Below are 18,009 nucleotides of genomic sequence, written 5' to 3'. Positions count from 1 at the left end.
GGCTCAGTGTTCCAGGAGTTCAGCGGCCCTCACGCCGGTGGCGCGGTAGGGCAGGTACAGGTCGATCAGGGTGCCGGCGCCGTGCGCCGACTCGATTTTCAGGGTGCCGCCGACGCTCTGCGCACGTTCGCGCATCACAATCAGGCCCAGCCCGCGCGGGCCGTCCGGGTCAAAGCCTTCACCGTCGTCGCGGATCTGCAGGTGCAGGCCGTGATCGTCCACGTCGCGCAGCTGCAGGCTGACCTGGCTGGCGCGCGCGTGACGCAGCACGTTGGTCAGGCTCTCCTGGGCGATGCGGAAGCAGGCCTGTTCGATGTCGCCGGCCGGGCGGCGGGGCAGCGACTGGATGTCCGGCAACAGGTCGATGGCCGCCGATCGGAACAGTACCCCGGCCTGCCAGCGCAGGGCCGCCTCCAACCCGAGCGCGTCCAGTTGCGGTGGGCGCAGCAGGGTGGAGAGGTCGCGCAGCTTTGCCACCGTGGTGTCGGCCAGCTGGATGATCTGCACCAGGTCTTCGTCCCGGCGCAGCGGGTCGGCCTCGTCCTGCGCCGCGTAGGCAGACAGTTTCATCGCGGTGATTGCCTGTCCGATGTCATCGTGCAGGTCGCGCGAGATGGCCCGGCGCTCGTCTTCCTGCAGCGAGAACAATCGGCCCGCCATCGCCTGCAGCTCGCGGTTGCTGGTTTCCAGCGCCGCGCGGATGCGTTCGGGTTCGCTCAGGTCGCGCACGATCAGCAGTTTGCAGTTCCGACCGCCATATCGCACATCGCCGACGGCCAGGCCGGCCTGGAAATGCTGGCCATCCAGTCGGCGCATGCCGATCACTTCGCCGGCGCCGGTCGATGGCACCGGGATGGGCGCGAACAGCTGGGCCCGTACCCGCGCCAGATCGGCGCTGGCCACCAGCACCGCCAGCGGTTCGCCGAGCAGGGTGTGGTTGGCATAGCCGAACTGCGCTGCGGCACATGCGTTGGCGTAGAGCACGTGTTCGTCGGAGAGGATCACCACGCCGTCCGGCAGCACCCGCACCAGCTCACGGAACTGTTCCTCGCGTTCGCGCAGCAGGCGACGCGACTGCTCGCGCTCGGTCACATCCTGCAGAGTGCCCAGTACCCGTGGCCGGCCGGCGTCGTCCAGGCCGCTCTGCGCGCGCAGATGCACCATCAGGGCGCGGCCATCCATCGCCAGCAGGGGCAGCAGCACGTCGATCTGCACCGGCTCGCCGGAGGTCATGTCGACCAGCAGCTGCTCGCTCAGCGCCGCAGTGGCCGGATCAGCAGGAACCAGCAGTTCCTCGAAGCGGTGCCAGCGCCGTGCCTCCGGCGGGCGGCGGCCCAGCAGCCGATAGACCTGGTTGGAGTAGCGGCCCTGGCCACTGGCCGGGTCCAGCTCCCACGCGCCGATGCGGGCCATCTCGTGCGCCTCTTCGACGCGGGCGAGGGCCTGGTCGCGGCGTTGCAGCGCCTGGTCCTCGCGGGTGCGGTCGATGGCGATCAGCAGCCGGGCCTGGTGGCCGTCGTAGTCAATCGCACTGCTGCGCATCTCCATGCGCCGGTGGCTGCCATCCTTCAGCCGCAGGTCGGCGGTGATCACGCACAACTGCTCGGGCTGGTCGCGGATCTGGGCCAGTTTGTCCGTCAGTGCGGCATCCTGGCCGGGCGGCCACAACGCATCCACCGGCAGCGCCATGAACTCGTCACGCGACCAGCCGAACAGACTGCACGCGGCCGGGTTTACATCCAGGATCGCCAGTGTGGCCAGGTCGTACACCAGGATCGGCCCCGGGTTGCCCTCGAACATCTGGCGATGGCGGGCTTCCGAGCCTTCCAGCAGTGCGTGGGTATGCAGCACGTGCTGGGCAAGCGGGCGCAGCAGCAGGTAGATCAGCGCGGCGCTGGCGATCACGAAGAAGGCACCCTTGAAGGTCTGCCAGCGGGCGGCGGTATGCATGTCCCCGGCGAGCACCTGTACTGCCGCGTCGCTGCACAGGATCCACACCAGCGCCAGCACCAGATACAGCCCCACCACCCGCCAGCGGTCGCGGCGCAGATCGCGCGCAAGCGGGCGTTCGGGCGGGGGCGACGGTGAGTGGCCGGAGGCGTCGACAGGCATGGGCACGGCGGGAGACGGTGGCGAGGGCGGCAACCATCTTAGAGGGTGCGGAGGGCTTTGAGGTGAGGGGGTGAGGACGCCTTGGGCGGGTCCCTATGCGGGGGGGCACTCAATAATCGGCCAAACCCGCCGCTAACGATTGCGTTCCCGGTTGTCGGGTGCGTTTTCGGAGTCATACCGCGTGGACCAAGGGATCATCGCCAGTCTGCTGCAGCACCCGTTGGCCTCGGCACTGGTCATCCTCGACCGTGCCGGTCGCCCACTGGCGGCCAATCCGGCCGCGCGCGAGCACGGCCTGCCGGCAACCCTGGCCGCGTACGGCGAGGTACTGGAAGACCTGCGGCTGCTCGCTGCCGACGGTGGCCTGGTGCCGTGCCAGCTTCCCGGCGGGCCACGCGGCCGGTTCGACGGCTGGATGCGCGCGGTCCACGATGCCGACGGGCAGCTGCTGGCCTTCACCCTGAGCGTGCCCGAGCCGGTGGCCGCCTATGCGGGCAGTCGCTGGGAGCTGGCCCTGGAGCATGCCGGACATGGGCTGTGGGACTGGGACCTGCCCAGCGACACGGTGACCCGCTCGCGGCGGTGGGACGGCGGGCCGATGGATGACGAGCAGGGCCGCGGCGACGCCGCCGGCGCGCTGCTCGACCACGTGCACCCGGATGACCAGGCGCATGTCCGCACCGCGCTGGACGCGCATCTGCGTGGCGAGGGCGCCGTCTACAGCGCGCAGTTCCGCGTCCGCCACCTGGATGGCGACTGGCGCTGGATGCTCGACCGTGGCCGTGTGGTCAGCCGTACGGCCGACGGCCAGCCGCTGCGGATGGTGGGCACCCACACCGACATCCAGGCCCAGAAGCAGATGGAAACCCAGCTGCGCGAACAGCAGGTGCACCTGCGCGAAGCGCAGCGCATCGCCAGCATGGGCAGCTGGTCCTGGGACCCCGAGGCGCGCCAGTTCTGGTGGTCGCCGGAGTTCCGCGCGCTGGTGGGCGAGGGCGACGATCCCATGCCGGTTGGCCGCCACTGGCTGCGCCGGCTCGAGCCACGCTCGCGCGGCCAGCTGCGCAGCGCCTGGCGGCGCATGTGGCGTGACGGACGTGCCACCACGCTGGAACTGGAACTGCCCCGGCCGCGGGAGGGCGCGCTGCACCTGCGGGTCTGGATGCAGCCCCTGGTCGGGCCGGACGGGCGCATGCAGCGCCTGCTGGGCCAGGTCCAGAACATCACCGAGCAGCATCAGACCGACGCGCTGATCCGCTGGCGCACCGAACTGCTCAACCGCGTCTCGGCCCTGGGACGCATCGGTGGCTGCGAGATCGAGGTGGCCACGCGCAGCATGCAGTGGACCGAGGAGTGCTATCGCATCCACGGCCTGCGCAAGGAGCCGATCAGCCTCGACCAGGCCCTGGCGCTGTACACCCAGGATTCGCGCGACGCCTTCGAGGCGGCGCTGGAGCGCATCGCCGGTGGCGGCCTGCCCGAGCAGCTGGACCTGTGTTTCTACCGCCAGTCCGGACTGCGCATCTGGGTACAGGTGCTGATCGAGCTTGACCACCGCGACGGCCTGCCGACGCGCTTTGTCGTGTTGTTCCGTGACATCACCCGCGAGCGCGAGGCCAACGAGCGCATCGAGCTGCTGGCCCACTACGACCTGCTGACCGGCCTGCCCAACCGCATGCTGCTGCGCGAGCAGACAGCCGATGCGATCGAAGAGGCCCGCGATCGCGACGCGCCGCTGGCGATGCTGTTCATTGACCTGGACGGTTTCAAGACCATCAACGACACCTTCGGCCATGCCACCGGGGATGCGCTGCTCAAGGCGGCCGCCGCGCGCCTGCACCAGAACCTGCGCAACAGCGATCTGTTCGGGCGCTTCAGTGGCGACGAGTTCATCGTGGTGCTGCGCGACCTTGCCGACCCGGAAGATGCCGGCCATGTCGCACGCAAGCTGATCGCTTCGCTGGCCGAACCGCTGCACCGCGGCGAGACCACGTTGAAGGTGGGCGCCAGCGTGGGCATCGCGATGCTCGACGACGGACGCTGCGATTTCGATTCGCTGCTGCGCGCAGCCGACGCGGCGATGTATGCGGCCAAGGAGGCGGGGCGCAATACGTATCAGTACTACAGCCAGGACGCGCTGCTGCGGATCCAGCGCAAGCTGGAGATCGAACATGCCCTGCTGGGGGCGATCGAGCGGGAGGAGTTCAGCCTGGCCTATCAGCCGCTGCTGCACGCCGACCACGGCGCACCGCCGGCGATCGAAGCGCTGCTGCGCTGGCATCGGCCCGGTATTGGTTACTGCAGTCCGGCCGAGTTCATCCCCATCGCCGAGAAGTGCGGGGAAATCGTACGGATCGGCGATTGGGTCCTTGCCGAAGCCTGTCGTCAGGCAGCGGCGTGGGACCAGGCCGGGCTGCAATTTGATCGCGTGGCGGTGAACGTTTCGGCGGTGCAGCTGCGTGATCGCGGGTTTGCCGAGCGCGTGATCGACATCTGCCATGCCCACGGCTGGCCACCGCAGCGGCTGGAGCTGGAACTGACCGAATCGGCGCTGATCCGTGACACCGACCTGCTGCGCCATTGCTTCGACGTGCTGGAGCGCCACGGCGTACCGTTGGCCGTGGATGACTTCGGTACCGGCTTCTCCAACCTGCACTACCTAAACCGGTTCCCGGTCGGCCGCCTGAAGATCGACCGCAGCTTTGTGCAGGGCATGCTGCACGACGCCGGCACCGCCGAGGTCACCCAGGCCATCGTGCACCTGGGCCACGCGCTGGGCATGAAGGTCGTGGCCGAAGGCGTGGAAACCGAGCAGGAAGAAGCCATGCTGCGCCGCCAAGGGTGCGACGAAATCCAGGGGTACCTGTATTCCCGTCCGCTCACACCGCGCGACCTGGCCCAATGGCTCAAGCAGGGCGGAGCGCAGATCGCCCCGCGCGAGCGCCTGCAGCCAGCGGCGCACGCAGTAACCTGATCGCCGGCAACACGGCGCGCCGCAGGCGTCTGCCGTCCGTTTCGACGCCGCAGGCGCTGCGCTCTTCGCGGCGTTGCGCGTTGCAGTCGATGCGCGCCACCCGACCCTCGCCATACAGAACCGGCAGGCAGAAGCAGCCCAACCTGCGTCTGTTCGCCGGGGTATGCGCTCGATCCGGTAGTCGAAGCCGAACAGCGCGCTCAGACGTTCGCGATGGATGATCCGGTTGTCCAACCGCGGGAGGATCGTGACGCGCCCGGGGAGGGCCGGCGTGCGCTTTGCGGCAGCCGCGTCCACCTGGACGTCCAGATCGCCGGTCCCCTGCAGCCGCTGGACGATGCAGGCGTCCAGCCGCTCACGGACAACATCGCGCATGGCGCGCCGTGGCAGCGCGCAACGGTCGTCGCGCATGGGCGCAGCGTGGAACCGTACTCGACGATCATCCTGTCGCCGACCAGGCGGCTCGGACCGGACGGATCGTCCTCGGGCACCCGGTTCCTCAGCACATGGGGGTGTGCCCGCTGGACCACGGACAGCGTGTCGATCTGGACCTGGCCGAGATGGGCAATGGCCTGGTGGGTGCCGTCGACACCGGTGCCGAACCCCGCCTCCGCGCCCAGTCCCCGATATGCAGCGCCCGCCGCTTCAGGCGGGTAGTTGATGGCGTGAGCGGTCCTGGTACGGCACCAGGAGCATCCGCGCGTCGTGCACGAAACAGCCCCGCGCCCGGCGGTACGGTTCAGCGGGTGGCGTCGAGTGCGTCGCCGGTCAGGCCGAGGTCCCAGGCCAGGCTGGCATGTGCCGGGTCGAGGGCATGTGGCAGTGCGGCCGGTCCGGGCATGGAGCGGGTGGCCAGTTGGGCCAGCTCCCGCTGCGCCAGCTGTTCCAGACAGGCGATCAGGGCGCGGCCCTGCGGCGGCGAGGGCGCTGCCGGGGCAGGGCGCGGGTCGCCGCCCATGAGGGGCTGCGCCACCGGGCCGGGATCGGTGGTGGGGAGGGACGCGACGGCAGCTACGGAGGCGTTCAACAGCATCGGACGATCATCTGCAACGTGGGCGGGTGATGCAAGCGCAACGGCCCCGGGGATGCCGGGGCCGTTGCAGGTGCCGGTATGGGGGCCGGCACGCGACATGTCGATCAGAACAGTTCGACCGCGCCGGCGGCCATGCTCTGCTGGGCCACCGCCTTGTGCGGCGGGCGCTCCCACTCGCTGCGCATTTCGCGCAGGCGGCTGCCGGTGCGCTGCAGGGCAGTGACGACTTCCTCGTCGAACACGCCGCCGTTACGGTGCAGCAGTTCCTGCAGGGCCACCGCCTCCCGGTTGATCGCGGTCAGGCGGTCCAGGTGGGTGTGCACGCCGCCCAGCGCCTGGGTCGCGATGTCCTCGAACTGCAGGGCGCGGACAGCCTCGGCCACGCTGCTGTCGATGGCACGGCCGCACTCGGAGATCTCGCGCATGCCGTCGCCGAGCGAGGCATTGATCTGGGCCACGTTGTCCAGCATCTGCGCCGCTTCATGGCGGGCTTCGCGGGACCGGTCCATGTCGCGCGAGGCCATGTGCGAGACCGTCTCGCGCACCTTGGCGATGGCGTCCTTGGAGCTGTGCGCCAGCTTGCGGATCTGCTCGTTGAAGGTGGTGGACCGTTCGGAGAGGTTGCGCACCTCGTCGGCGACCACCGCGAAGCCGCGACCGGCTTCACCGGCACGGGCGGCTTCGATGGCGGCATTGAGTGCCAGCAGATTGGTCTGGTCGGCAATCGACTTGACGTCTTCCAGCAGGGCAAAGATGCCGTCCAGGTGCTGCGCCATCTGGTCGATGTGCTGCACGGTGTTGCTGCTCTGGCCGCTGACCTGCTCCAGCGCTTCCACCAGTTGTTCCATGCGGTGGCTGGCGTGCTGGGCGAAACGGGCCACGTCGACGCCGGCGCCACCGTCTTCACCGGCGCGGTCGACGATGCGGGCCAGTGCCTGGCTCTGCTGGCGGGACTTGCGGTTCATCGCATCGAAGCTGCCACCCAGGCCGCTGACCGCGTGGCGGATCAGATCGCGGGCGCGCTCGACTTCGCCGCGCGAGCCTTCGACCTCGTTGGCCACGAACGAGCGCAGCTCGGTCAGCAGTTGATCCTGCTCGCGCAGGATGCGGGCGTGTTCCGGCGACCGTTGGGTCTGCGCCCGCGCGGTCCACCAGGCAAAGCCAAGCCAGCTGAGCGTCATCGTGGTCAGGATCGCCCAACGCAGGGCGGCCGGCCACTCGAAGCCGATGGCGAAAGGAAGCAGAAGGGTCAGGACCAGGGGGGCGGCCAGACGAATGAAGATGCGTGAGTACATGGACGTTCTCGGGAAGTGCACGGAGAATGTATCGGCCGTACCCCCGTTTGCTTTAGCCGTCACACGCACATTCATCGATGTGACTGCGCTGTCCTCAGCGCAGCTGCCGGTCCACCGCCTCGATCATCGCCTTGCGCGAGAACAGGAAGTCCCAGTACTGGCCGCCGGTCTGGCGCCACAGGACCGCCGATCGCACGGCCGCCAGCAGCAGTGCGCGGATCTCCGCCACCACGCCGGCCTGGCCGAGGTAGTGCGGATTGCCCTGGACCATCACCCGTGGTTTCAGGTTGCTGATCGTGTCGGCATACACCCCGCCCAGCGTGGCCAGCACATCCGGGTGGGCGCTGTCGCCCAGCGACACGGCCTGGGCCTGGGCGCGTTCGATGCCGGCGCTGACCTTCTCGACCACCTCGTGCTCACGCACGAACCGGCGTTCCAGCTGCAGCACCGCCAGCGCCAGTCGGGGCAGCATCTCGTCCTGGCCCTGGCTGCGCAGGTAGTTGTGCAGCAGGCGCAGGCCGGGAGCGACGTTGGCCGCGCTCCCGTAGATCTCCTGGGGACTGTCGGCATCAATGCGGAACACGCTGTCCACCGCCGTGCGGACCACAGCCGCTTCGGAGTGGCCGGTTTCGGCGATGCGGCGCACCTGCTGCAGGGCCTGGGCAATGCCGGCCAGTGCGAGAACGCGGTCGTCGATGGAAAAACTCATGCAGCAGATACCTCGAAAGGAGAAGGGGTGGTGCGCAGGCGCTGCTCCAGCGGCGCGTCGGTGGCCGCAATCACCGCGCCACCCAGGCAGACCTCATCGTCATACAACACCAGTGATTGACCGGGGGTGACGGCGCGCTGCGGGCGCACGAAACGCACCTCCACGGTGCCGTCGTCGCGCACCTGCACCGTGCACGGCTCGTCCGGCTGGCGGTAGCGGGTCTGCGCGGTGCAGTCGAACCGGCGGGCGGGCGGGGCGCCGGCAATCCAGTGCGCCACCTCCGAGTGCAGGCGGGTGGACTGCTGCCACGGGCTGTCGCGGTCCTGGTCCACATACAGCACATTGCTGGCCACATCCTTGCCGACCACATACCACGGCGCGGCCGGGCGGCCGCGCACGCCGCCGATGTTCAGGCCTTCGCGCTGGCCCAGGGTGAAATAGAAGACGCCGGGATGCTCGGCGATGACCACGCCGTCCGGGTCGCGGATCTCGCCCGTGCGGGCGGGCAGATAGCGGCCCAGGAACTCGCGGAAGTCGCGCTCGCCGATGAAGCAGATCCCGGTGGAGTCCTTCTTGGCGTGCGTGGGCAGGCGCGCGTCGCGGGCGATCCGGCGCAGGTCGTTCTTCTGCAGGTCGCCGATCGGGAACAGCGTGGCGGCCAGCTGTTCCTGTCCCAGCTGGTGCAGGAAGTAGCTCTGGTCCTTGCTGCGGTCGGCGCCGCGCAGCAGCGCCCAGCGTCCGCCCTGCCGGGCAATCCGCGCGTAGTGCCCGGTGGCGATGCGCTCGGCGCCCAGTTCGCGTGCCGCGTCCAGGAAGTGCTTGAACTTCACCTCGCGGTTGCACAGCACGTCCGGGTTGGGGGTACGTCCGGCCGCGTACTCGGCGAGGAAGTGCTCGAACACGCCCTGCCAGTACTCGCTGGAGAAGTCGCGGAAGTGGAACGGGATGCCGAGCAGGCCGCAGACGGCCACCGCATCGCGGCGGTCGTCCTCGGCGCGGCAGTCGCCGCTGCCGTCGTCGGCCCAGTTCTGCATGAACAGGCCGGCCACCGGCTCGCCCTGCTGCACCAGCCGCCACGCGGCCACGGACGAATCCACGCCGCCGGAGACCCCGACCATGATCCGCGGTGCGCTCATGCGGTCACCTTCACGAGCGACAGCGGATGGCGCTGTCCGCCGAGGTAGTCGGCCACGACCTCCCACACCAGTGGGCTGCGCAGCCGCGCCGGGTCGGCGCGCAGCGCGTCCGGGGACAGCCACAGGGCACGCTCGATGCCGGTGTCCAGCGCACGGGCCGGGTCATGGGCGAGGGGCTCGGCGGCGAAGGCGAACCGCACGAACGGCGTGCCATCCGGCGCGGTCCACTGGTAGGCCCCGACGAAGTGGGTCAGGTGTACCTGCCAGCCGGTCTCCTCCAGGGTCTCGCGGACCGCCGCCTCGGCCAGCGACTCGCCGGGCTCCAGGTGGCCGGCGGGCTGGTTGAGCACGGCCCGCTCGTCGATCCGCTCTTCCACCAGCAGCAGGTGCCCGTCGCGGACCACGATCGTGGCCACGGTGACGTGGGGCGCCCAGCGGGGGACCGGCACGGCAGTCACCTCAGTAGTCGTCCTTCTTGGTGAGCTCTTTCTCCATCGCATCGGCGGTGCGGATCGCCGCGTCGATGGCGTCGCTCAAGGCATCGGACGAGGCGTTGGCGTCGACCTTGACCACGAACATGGCGAGCTCGCCCTGCTTGACCCAGCCGCCCAGCTTGGCGTCCTGGGAATCCTCGAGCAGGCGGTTGGCCACGGCGGCCGGGAACTGCTTGCCCGGAGAGGTGTAGCCCGGCGACCAGATCTCGCGGATCTTGTGGCTGCCGAACTCCTCGACCGCCGAGCGCACGTAGACCAGCTGGCTGCGGCCGTCCTCGACATCGAAGACCAGCTTGTAGTCGCCGTCCTCGTCAACCTCGTAGGTGTACTCCAGCGTATCCAGGGTGGCGCCGACAACCTTGTCGGGGTCGGCTGCGTGGGCACCGAAGGTGGCGGCGGTCAGCAACAGCGCGGCTGCAATCCTTTTCATGAAAGTCCTGTGAAAGCGGGTGTGGGAAGGTGCAGATTGTGAAGGGCCACGGGGGGCAACGTCCAATCCTGCAGGCAGGGCCCTATAATGGTCCGATGCCACGAGAGCCTTCCCACGACCCCCACCACGACCACGGCGTACTGCTGGAGCCTGCGCGCCCGGAAGTCGCACCGCCGCCGTTCTACCAGGTCATGCTGTTGAACGACGACTACACACCGATGGATTTCGTGGTGACGGTACTGCAGCATTTCTTCGCGATGGACCTGGACAAGGCCACCCAGGTGATGCTGCACGTCCATACCCGGGGTCGCGGGGTATGCGGGGTGTTCACCCGCGAGGTGGCCGAGTCCAAGGTCGCCCAGGTCAATGAATTCTCGCGCATGAACCAGCATCCGCTGCTGTGCACGATGGAAAAGACCGGCGCCTGAGCCACCGGCCCGTGCTCAGGCCTGCGCCAGCCGCTGCAGCGCCAGGTCCGCGACCGCCAGATCCACCGCCGCGTCGTCGCCATCGGCCAGGAACCATACCGCCGACAGGCCAGCGCTGGCAGCGATCCAGGCCAGCAGGCGGCGCCGCTCGATCCCGGCGAGGACGCAGACCTGGCTGACCCGGGCGTCGAATATCTCCGGCCGGGTGGCCACGTGGATGTCCGGCCCGCACAGGTCCGGGTTGCAGAACAGCACGGTGTAGTCGAAGGCGCGATCGCCCAGCAGCCGTTTGGGGTCGATCGCCAGCCAGCCGCGCGCACCGCCATCCAGCACATTGTCATGGTGCAGATCGCCATGCAGGGGCCGTTGCTCGATCTGGCTGGCCAGCAGATGGGCCGCGAGTGATCTGCACTGTTCCAGCAATGGCGACAGTGGCAGGGTCGGCGCCAGCAGATCGGCGAACCAGTCCTGCAGTGTCACCAGCCCGGGTGGCGGTGCGCCGCGCGGGCGATGCAGCCGGGCCAGCACGTCGCACAGGCGCGCCGTTGCCGCCGCGTCCTGCCCGTGCCGGGCCATCTCCCTCAGCGAGGTGCCGGGCACGGCGCGCTCCATCAGCAGCGCCTCGTCCTGCCATGCCAGTACCCGTACCGCACCGTCGCCGTCCCACCAGCGCAGCAGCCGGTGGCCGTTCTGTTCCTCTGGACACGTGCTCATTTTCAACATTGCCGGCATTCCGTCGGGGAGGCGGACCGGCCACACGCGGGCATGCGGGGTGGTGATGACGTCGCCATCACGTGCAAGCTGCCATTTCGTGAGCTGAAGTTCGGGCATCATGGGTCTCGCAGGCAGAGAAGGGCGATCGGTGGAGTGCTAACGCCGTCTGAACGCACCGATCCGCTAGGGTGATGGAAATCGTGAAGGTTGGCCGCATATTGTTCCCAACTGCCGCCGGAGTTGATCATGTTCAGTAAAGACCTCGAACACACCATCGGACAGTGCTACAAGCGCGCCCGTGAGGCCCGGCATGAGTTCATGACGGTGGAACACCTGCTTTTGGCACTGCTCGACAATCCTTCCGCCCAGGCCGTGCTCAAGGCCTGCGGCGCCGATGCCGAGCGCCTGCGCCAGGAGCTTGAGCAGGCCATCGAGGCCTCTGTCTCGCGCCTGGCCGAAGACGATGGGCGCGATACCCAGCCTACCCTTGGCTTCCAGCGCGTGCTGCAACGCGCGGTGTACCACGTGCAGTCCTCGGGCAAGAAGGAGGTCACCGGCGCCAACGTGCTGGTCGCCATCTTCGGCGAGAAGGACTCCCACGCGGTCTACTACCTCAACCAGCAGGACGTCACCCGGCTGGATATCGTCAACTACCTCTCCCACGGCATCGCCAAGCTGGGCGAGGAGGGCGAGGTGCCGCCGTCGGCCGATGGCGAGGGCCGGGCTGAAGGGGGCGAGGGCGAAAGCAAGGGCGATGCCCTGGCCGAGTTCGCCAGCAACCTCAACGAGCAGGCCCGCAGTGGCAAGATCGACCCGCTGGTCGGCCGTGCCGACGAGATCGAGCGCACCATCCAGGTCCTGTGCCGCCGCCGCAAGAACAACCCGCTCTACGTGGGCGAGGCCGGCGTGGGCAAGACCGCGATCGCTGAAGGCCTGGCCAAGCGCATCGTGGAAGGCTCGGTGCCCGACGTGCTGGCCGATGCCGTCATCTACTCGCTCGACCTGGGCGCGCTGGTGGCCGGCACCAAGTACCGCGGCGATTTCGAGAAGCGCCTGAAGGGCGTGCTGACCGCGATGAAGAAGCTGCCCAACGCGGTGCTGTTCATCGACGAGATCCACACCATCATCGGTGCCGGTTCGGCGTCGGGCGGCACGATGGATGCCTCCAACCTGATCAAGCCGGCGCTGGCGTCGGGCGAGCTGCGCTGCATCGGCTCGACCACCTTCCAGGAGTACCGCGGCATCTTCGAGAAGGATCGCGCCCTGGCGCGCCGCTTCCAGAAGATCGATATCGTCGAGCCCACCGTCGGTGAAACCTACGAGATCCTGCAGGGCCTCAAGCCCAAGTACGAGGCGCACCACGGCGTGACCTACGCCGACGATGCACTTCAGGCGGCGGTGGACCTGTCGGTCAAGCACATCGGCGACCGGCTGCTGCCGGACAAGGCCATCGACGTGATCGACGAAGCCGGCGCCCGCCAGCGCCTGATGCCCGAGGGGCAGCGCAAGGAGCTGATCGACATCGAGGAGATCGAGACGATCATCGCCAAGATGGCGCGCATCCCGGCCAAGCAGGTCAGTGCTACCGACAAGGATGTGCTGCAGCACCTGGAGCGCAACCTGAAGATGGTGATTTTCGGGCAGGACCCGGCCATCGAGTCGCTGGCCTCGGCCATCAAGCTGGCCCGTTCGGGCCTGGGCAATCCGGAAAAGCCGATCGGCAACTTCCTGTTTGCCGGCCCGACCGGCGTCGGCAAGACCGAGGTGACCAAGCAGCTGGCGCTGCAGCTGGGCATCGAGCTGGTGCGCTTTGACATGAGCGAGTACATGGAGCCGCATTCGATCAGCCGCCTGATCGGCGCTCCTCCGGGCTATGTCGGCTTCGACCAGGGCGGCCTGCTCACCGAAAAAATCGTCAAGACTCCCCACTGCGTGCTGCTGCTGGACGAGGTGGAGAAGGCTCACCCGGACATCTTCAACATCCTGCTGCAGGTCATGGATCGCGGCGTGCTCACCGATACCAACGGACGCGAAGCCAACTTCAAGAACGTGGTGCTGGTGATGACCACCAACGCGGGCGCGGCCCAGGCCGCCCGGCGCTCGATCGGCTTCACCCGCCAGGATCACGCCACCGACGCGATGGAGGTCATCCGCAAGAGCTTCACGCCGGAGTTCCGCAACCGCCTGGATGCGGTCGTGCAGTTCCAGCCGCTGGGCTTCGAGCACATCCTGCGTGTGGTGGACAAGTTCCTGATCGAGCTGGAGATGCTGCTGCAGGAGAAGCACGTCAGCCTGTCGGCCACGCCGACCGCGCGCGACTGGCTGGCCCACCACGGCTTCGATCCGCTGATGGGTGCCCGCCCGATGGCACGCGTGATCCAGGACAAGATCAAGCGTCCGCTCGCCGACGAGCTGCTGTTTGGCAAGCTGATCAACGGCGGCAAGGTGAGCATCGACGTGCGCGACGACGAGCTGTTCATCGAAACCCAGGCCGAACCGGAGCGGCGCCTGCCGGCCACGGTGGAGTAAGAGTGGCATGACGACGGCCGTTGGCTGTCGGTGAGGACAGCGAAGCCCCCGCTCTGCGGGGGCTTCTGCTTTTTCGCCAGCCCGCGTCAGCGGCGGTTGCGGGCCTTGCGGGCGTAGCTCTCGGCCGAGATCGGCTCAAGCGAGGCGATCTCGCAGCTCTGGGTGCGGGTCTTGAGCACGCTGCCCGCAGCGCTGCACAGTTGGCCTTCCTGGCCGGGCGTCTCGAAGACAAGCGTGGGGGAGATGGCGGCACTGTCGCAGCTGTTGCGGAAGTGCACCACGAAATGCTGGTCAGCATTGCGCAGCAGGATGCTGCGGCTGGCGCCGGCGCGCACCAGTTGCTGGTCGGCCGACAGGGTGATGCAGTCCGCGGGCGCGGCGGCGGGTTCGGCGGCCTGCGCCGGGGCGATGGCGGCAAGGGCGAGCAGGCAGGTGGCGATCAGGGTCTTCATGGCAGGGGCAGGGGTGGCGGTCCGGACTGGACCGGCTGCCAGCTTCGGCCGTTTCCTGCCAGGGCGAATCTGCAGCAAGGCAGGCTGACCGATGTCAGGGTGCGTACGGTCAGGGTGCCGCATGGCAGGGGTGACGGCCTGAATTGCGCCCACGCAAAAAGGCCAGCTCCTGGCTGGCCTTCTGGCGGGGCTTCTTTAGTGAAGCCGCCCCGAACCGCTTACTTCATGCGGTACGTGATGCGACCCTTGGTCAGGTCGTAGGGCGTCATTTCGACCTTGACACGGTCGCCCGTCAGGATGCGGATGTAGTTCTTGCGCATGCGGCCGGAGATGTGGGCGATGATTTCATGCCCATTTTCCAGGCGGACGCGGAAAGTGGTGTTCGGCAGCGTCTCGCTGACGGTGCCTTCGAACTCGATGGAGTCGTCTTTCGACATGTAGTCCTGTGCAGTTCTGTAAACGGCCGAGCTGGCCTTAAGAGCGGGCATTTTACGCGCTCTTCCCCCTGGATGCAAAGTTTGTGTTAATCGCGCCGCCCCGGCAGTGCCGGCGCCTCGCCGGCTCCTGGCAAATGCCAAGCACCCTGGCGACAGCGTTACACCAGTGAAGACGCTGCCAGCGCCCCAAAGCGTTCGGTCCAGCACCCGGGGGGCTCTGGAACAGCCACCTGTCTGCGCACCACCTCCAGGAACCGCGCGCGCGGCCAATGCTCGGCGCCCATGCGCAGCAGGTGATCGTTCTCCACCTGCGCGTCGATCAGTGGCCAGCCCCACAGGGCCAGTTGCCGGGCGAGTGCGGCCAAGGCCACCTTGGAGCCGCCGCTGGCTGCACTGAACATGCTTTCGCCAAAGAACATCCGGCCGATCGCAACCCCGTAGATGCCACCGACCAGGCGGTCGCCGGCGAACACCTCGACCGAATGCGCATGGCCCAGCCGGTGCAGGGCCACGTAGGCCTCCTGCATGGATGGCGTGATCCAGGTGCCGTCCTGCCCCGGGCGTGGGCTGGCTGCGCAGGCCGCGATCACGTCGGCAAAGCAGGTGTCGGCGCGCACCACCCAGCCGCTGCCGCGCGCGCTGCGGCGGAACCGGCTGGACAGGTGCACGCCATCGGTGCGGAACACCATGCGCGGGTCCGGCGACCACCACAACAGGGGCTGCCCGTCGGAGAACCACGGAAACACACCGCTGGCATAGGCATTGAGCAGGCGCACCGGGTGCAGGTCGCCGCCGATGGCCAGCAGGCCATCCGGCTCATGCAGCGCGGTCTCGGCCGGCGGGAAAGGGGCATCAGGGCGCGGGTCCAGCTGCCAGGGCAGGCGTCGGCTCATGCGTCCGGCGCCTTGAATGGGCTGTGTGCGGCCAGCGTGCGTGCATAACGATCGACCTCGGCGCGCTCGTGCGCGCACCAGTCGGCCAACGCAGCGGCGAAGGCCGGCTCGGCGATCCAGTGGTGGCTGTAGACGCGCCGGGGCAGAAAGCCGCGCGCGAGCTTGTGCTCGCCCTGCGCGCCGGGCTCGAACCGGGCCACGCCTTCGCGCAGGCAGTACTCGATGCCCTGGTAGTAGCAGGTTTCAAAATGCAGGCCGGGCAGGGTGGCACCGCCCCAGTAGCGGCCATACAGCGTGTCCGCGCCGCGCAGGCACAGGGCGCCGGCAATGGGCGTCCCGTCGTGCAGGGCCAGGAAGATGACCAGGTGGCGTGGCATCGTCCGGGCCAGGTGACGCAGGAACGGCAGCGTCAGCGCCGGGGAGTTGCCGTACTCGGCGAAGGTCTGCAGATAGAAGCCATGCATGGCCTGCAGGTCGTCTTCGCTCGCCTCGTCGCCGTGCACGATCCGATACGTGACGCCACGGCGGGCCAGCCTGGCGCGCTCCTGGCGGATGTTCTTGCGGTGTTTGTGGTCCATTGCCGCGAGGAACTCCTCGAAGCAGTGCCAGTGGCCAGGGTTGTGCCACTGGAACTGGATGTCCTCACGGCGCATCCAGTCAGCGTCGAACACGGCGTTTTCCGCATCGGGATGGAAATTGAGATGCGCCGAGGACCAGCCCCTGCGCCCCACCTCGACGGTCAGCGCCGCCAGCAGGGCGGCGCGATGTGCATCGTCATGCGCCAGCAGGCGCGGCCCGGTCACCGGCGAGTACGGCACCGCACCAAGCCACTTGGGGAAGTAATCGCGGCCGTACTGCGCGTAGGCATGCGCCCAGGCATGGTCGAACACGAACTCGCCGTGCGAATTGTCCTTGAGGTAGCCGGGGATGGCCGCCACCAGGGAGTCGCCCTCCCACAAGGTGAAATGGCGTGGACGCCAGCCCCATTCCGGGCGCAGGCAGCCGTGCGCCTCCAGGCCGTGCAGGAACGCGTGGGACACGAACGGGTTCCGCCCATCGTGCAGTGCGTCCCAGGCGGCCGGGGAGACATCGGACAGGCGGTGCAGGAAGCGGGGGGCGGGCATGGTCAGAGGATAGGGTACAAAAAAGGCCGACGGAGGTTCCGTCGGCCTCGTGGGGTGGCCCGGGATGCGGCGTTGCCGATCAGGCCAGGTCGCCCTTCGCATCCAGGTAGCGCTCTGCGTCCAGCGCGGCCATGCAGCCGAACCCGGCCGAGGTGATCGCCTGGCGGTAGTGCTGGTCGGCAACGTCGCCTGCGGCGAACACGCCTTCCACCGAGGTCTGCGTGGCGTTGCCACCCAGGCCCGACCGGATGTCGAGGTAGCCGTTGTTCATGCTCAGCTGGCCCTCGAACAGGCTCGTGTTGGGATGGTGGCCGATCGCCACGAAGAAGCCGTGCGCCTCGATGTCGCGGGTGCTGCCGTCCAGCGTGGACTTCACGCGCACGCCGGTGACGCCGGCATCATTGCCCAGCACTTCGTCGACCTGGTGGTGCCACACGGTCTCGATCTTGCCGGCGGCAACCTTGGCAAACAGCTTGTCCTGCATGATCTTCTCCGCCTTGAGGGTGTCGCGGCGGTGGACCAGGTAGACCTTGCGGGCGATGTTGGACAGGTACAGCGCCTCTTCGACGGCTGTGTTGCCGCCGCCGACCACGACCACATCCTGGTCACGGTAGAAGAAGCCGTCGCAGGTGGCGCAGGCCGACACGCCGCGGCCCTTGAACGCCTCTTCGCTGGGAATGCCCAGGTACTTGGCGGTGGCGCCGGTGGCGATGATCAGCGCATCGCAGGTGTACTCGGCGCTGTCGCCGATCAGCCTGAACGGACGCTGGGACAGGTCGGCGGTATGGATGTGGTCGAAGATCACCTCGGTTTCGAAGCGCTCGGCATGTGCCTGCATGCGCGCCATCAGGTCCGGACCCATCAGGCCATGCGCGTCGCCCGGCCAGTTGTCCACTTCCGTGGTGGTCATCAGCTGGCCACCCTGCTGCAGGCCGGTGATGACCACCGGCTTGAGGTTGGCGCGGGCAGCGTAGACGGCGGCCGTCCAGCCGGCGGGGCCGGAGCCGAGGATGACGAGCTTCTGGTGGCGGGAGGGCGTGGAATTGCTCATGTAGACTCGCGTTGAGGTGATGGGACGGTACGCGGGCGATGATTGCCTGGCGTCCGTGGCACGCCATAGAGTGGCGGCAGGGGCGGGGCGATTCAAGGCGGCCGATGGAACGGCGCGGGCCAGGGGAGGTGTCCTCCTTGCCCTGCGCCGGGGATTTGACGGTCTGGAGGCCGCTCTACGGTGCCGACCCTGGATCTG

At 68.3% G+C, this 18,009-nt stretch carries 16 protein-coding genes; 3 read left to right on the top strand and 13 right to left on the bottom strand.

Features of this window, described 5'->3' with window-relative positions; translation table 11 throughout:
• Positions 1–3: 3 nt before the first annotated feature.
• Entirely contained in the window at positions 4–2,112 is a 2,109-nt protein-coding gene (locus ACPEH1_RS05155; protein ID WP_136004102.1) for a PAS domain S-box protein, read from the bottom strand.
• Positions 2,113–2,293: 181 nt separating this feature from the next.
• Between ACPEH1_RS05155 and ACPEH1_RS05150 the strand changes: the two genes are divergently transcribed.
• Positions 2,294–5,086 carry a bifunctional diguanylate cyclase/phosphodiesterase gene (locus ACPEH1_RS05150; RefSeq protein WP_423715379.1) on the top strand — a complete coding sequence of 931 codons (2,793 nt, stop codon included), beginning with the start codon at positions 2,294–2,296 and terminating at the stop codon, positions 5,084–5,086.
• A 739-nt stretch (positions 5,087–5,825) separates the two neighbouring features.
• Here ACPEH1_RS05150 and ACPEH1_RS05145 read toward each other — a convergent pair.
• From ACPEH1_RS05145 to ACPEH1_RS05120, 6 genes are all read right to left on the bottom strand, one after another.
• Positions 5,826–6,119, bottom strand: a complete 294-nt coding sequence (locus tag ACPEH1_RS05145) for a hypothetical protein (RefSeq protein WP_017354426.1) — start codon at positions 6,117–6,119, stop codon at positions 5,826–5,828.
• Between the two features lie 104 nt (positions 6,120–6,223).
• Positions 6,224–7,414 (bottom strand): methyl-accepting chemotaxis protein, encoded by a 1,191-nt coding sequence (locus ACPEH1_RS05140; protein WP_423715378.1) that lies wholly within the window; start codon positions 7,412–7,414, stop codon positions 6,224–6,226.
• Positions 7,415–7,508: 94 nt separating this feature from the next.
• Positions 7,509–8,123, bottom strand: coding sequence for a high frequency lysogenization protein HflD (gene hflD, locus ACPEH1_RS05135; protein WP_017354424.1), 615 nt, complete (start codon positions 8,121–8,123; stop codon positions 7,509–7,511).
• On the bottom strand, positions 8,120–9,259 hold the full coding sequence (gene mnmA, locus ACPEH1_RS05130; protein WP_017354423.1) for a tRNA 2-thiouridine(34) synthase MnmA: 1,140 nt from the start codon (positions 9,257–9,259) through the stop codon (positions 8,120–8,122). Before mnmA ends, hflD begins: the two co-directional genes overlap by 4 nt.
• On the bottom strand, positions 9,256–9,717 hold the full coding sequence (locus tag ACPEH1_RS05125) for an NUDIX hydrolase (protein WP_423715377.1): 462 nt from the start codon (positions 9,715–9,717) through the stop codon (positions 9,256–9,258). Before ACPEH1_RS05125 ends, mnmA begins: the two co-directional genes overlap by 4 nt.
• A 1-nt stretch (position 9,718) precedes the next feature.
• Positions 9,719–10,183 (bottom strand): hypothetical protein, encoded by a 465-nt coding sequence (locus ACPEH1_RS05120; RefSeq protein ID WP_017354421.1) that lies wholly within the window; start codon positions 10,181–10,183, stop codon positions 9,719–9,721.
• A 95-nt stretch (positions 10,184–10,278) separates the two neighbouring features.
• On the opposite strand from ACPEH1_RS05120, the gene clpS reads away from it, so the two are divergent.
• A complete protein-coding gene (gene clpS / locus ACPEH1_RS05115; RefSeq protein WP_017354420.1) occupies positions 10,279–10,611 on the top strand; it encodes an ATP-dependent Clp protease adapter ClpS in 333 nt (110 codons plus the stop codon).
• A gap of 15 nt (positions 10,612–10,626) precedes the next feature.
• Here the strand turns inward: clpS and ACPEH1_RS05110 are convergent, their stop codons facing one another.
• Entirely contained in the window at positions 10,627–11,442 is an 816-nt protein-coding gene (locus tag ACPEH1_RS05110; RefSeq protein WP_312710367.1) for an APH(6)-I family aminoglycoside O-phosphotransferase, read from the bottom strand.
• Positions 11,443–11,571: 129 nt separating this feature from the next.
• Between ACPEH1_RS05110 and clpA the strand changes: the two genes are divergently transcribed.
• Complete coding sequence (clpA, locus tag ACPEH1_RS05105) at positions 11,572–13,854, top strand: ATP-dependent Clp protease ATP-binding subunit ClpA (RefSeq protein ID WP_017354418.1); 2,283 nt, start codon at positions 11,572–11,574, stop codon at positions 13,852–13,854.
• Positions 13,855–13,940: 86 nt separating this feature from the next.
• Here the strand turns inward: clpA and ACPEH1_RS05100 are convergent, their stop codons facing one another.
• From ACPEH1_RS05100 to trxB, 5 genes are all read right to left on the bottom strand, one after another.
• Positions 13,941–14,306, bottom strand: a complete 366-nt coding sequence (locus tag ACPEH1_RS05100) for a hypothetical protein (protein ID WP_017354417.1) — start codon at positions 14,304–14,306, stop codon at positions 13,941–13,943.
• Between the two features lie 218 nt (positions 14,307–14,524).
• Positions 14,525–14,743, bottom strand: a complete 219-nt coding sequence (gene infA / locus ACPEH1_RS05095) for a translation initiation factor IF-1 (RefSeq protein ID WP_005409596.1) — start codon at positions 14,741–14,743, stop codon at positions 14,525–14,527.
• Positions 14,744–14,901: 158 nt separating this feature from the next.
• On the bottom strand, positions 14,902–15,636 hold the full coding sequence (aat, locus tag ACPEH1_RS05090) for a leucyl/phenylalanyl-tRNA--protein transferase (protein ID WP_423715376.1): 735 nt from the start codon (positions 15,634–15,636) through the stop codon (positions 14,902–14,904).
• On the bottom strand, positions 15,633–16,760 hold the full coding sequence (locus ACPEH1_RS05085; RefSeq protein WP_017354415.1) for a GNAT family N-acetyltransferase: 1,128 nt from the start codon (positions 16,758–16,760) through the stop codon (positions 15,633–15,635). The genes aat and ACPEH1_RS05085 overlap by 4 nt, the downstream gene beginning before the upstream one ends.
• 79 nt (positions 16,761–16,839) lie before the next feature.
• Positions 16,840–17,811, bottom strand: a complete 972-nt coding sequence (trxB, locus tag ACPEH1_RS05080) for a thioredoxin-disulfide reductase (protein WP_166472974.1) — start codon at positions 17,809–17,811, stop codon at positions 16,840–16,842.
• Positions 17,812–18,009 lie beyond the last annotated feature (198 nt).

This window comes from Stenotrophomonas sp. NPDC077421, assembly GCF_049545505.1.
GTDB lineage: Bacteria > Pseudomonadota > Gammaproteobacteria > Xanthomonadales > Xanthomonadaceae > Stenotrophomonas > Stenotrophomonas nematodicola.
This window is presented reverse-complemented; position numbering and strand designations above follow the sequence as displayed.

What these genes read in the sequence shown, in the direction of transcription:
- ACPEH1_RS05155 (WP_136004102.1), bottom strand. Translation starts at nt 2,112, where the DNA reads ATGCCTGTCGACGCCTCCGGCCACTCACCGTCGCCCCCGCCCGAACGC.
- ACPEH1_RS05145 (WP_017354426.1), bottom strand. Translation starts at nt 6,119, where the DNA reads ATGCTGTTGAACGCCTCCGTAGCTGCCGTCGCGTCCCTCCCCACCACC.
- ACPEH1_RS05140 (WP_423715378.1), bottom strand. Translation starts at nt 7,414, where the DNA reads ATGTACTCACGCATCTTCATTCGTCTGGCCGCCCCCCTGGTCCTGACC.
- hflD (WP_017354424.1), bottom strand. Translation starts at nt 8,123, where the DNA reads ATGAGTTTTTCCATCGACGACCGCGTTCTCGCACTGGCCGGCATTGCC.
- mnmA (WP_017354423.1), bottom strand. Translation starts at nt 9,259, where the DNA reads ATGAGCGCACCGCGGATCATGGTCGGGGTCTCCGGCGGCGTGGATTCG.
- ACPEH1_RS05120 (WP_017354421.1), bottom strand. Translation starts at nt 10,183, where the DNA reads ATGAAAAGGATTGCAGCCGCGCTGTTGCTGACCGCCGCCACCTTCGGT.
- clpS (WP_017354420.1), top strand. Translation starts at nt 10,279, where the DNA reads ATGCCACGAGAGCCTTCCCACGACCCCCACCACGACCACGGCGTACTG.
- ACPEH1_RS05110 (WP_312710367.1), bottom strand. Translation starts at nt 11,442, where the DNA reads ATGCCCGAACTTCAGCTCACGAAATGGCAGCTTGCACGTGATGGCGAC.
- clpA (WP_017354418.1), top strand. Translation starts at nt 11,572, where the DNA reads ATGTTCAGTAAAGACCTCGAACACACCATCGGACAGTGCTACAAGCGC.
- ACPEH1_RS05100 (WP_017354417.1), bottom strand. Translation starts at nt 14,306, where the DNA reads ATGAAGACCCTGATCGCCACCTGCCTGCTCGCCCTTGCCGCCATCGCC.
- infA (WP_005409596.1), bottom strand. Translation starts at nt 14,743, where the DNA reads ATGTCGAAAGACGACTCCATCGAGTTCGAAGGCACCGTCAGCGAGACG.
- aat (WP_423715376.1), bottom strand. Translation starts at nt 15,636, where the DNA reads ATGAGCCGACGCCTGCCCTGGCAGCTGGACCCGCGCCCTGATGCCCCT.
- ACPEH1_RS05085 (WP_017354415.1), bottom strand. Translation starts at nt 16,760, where the DNA reads ATGCCCGCCCCCCGCTTCCTGCACCGCCTGTCCGATGTCTCCCCGGCC.
- trxB (WP_166472974.1), bottom strand. Translation starts at nt 17,811, where the DNA reads ATGAGCAATTCCACGCCCTCCCGCCACCAGAAGCTCGTCATCCTCGGC.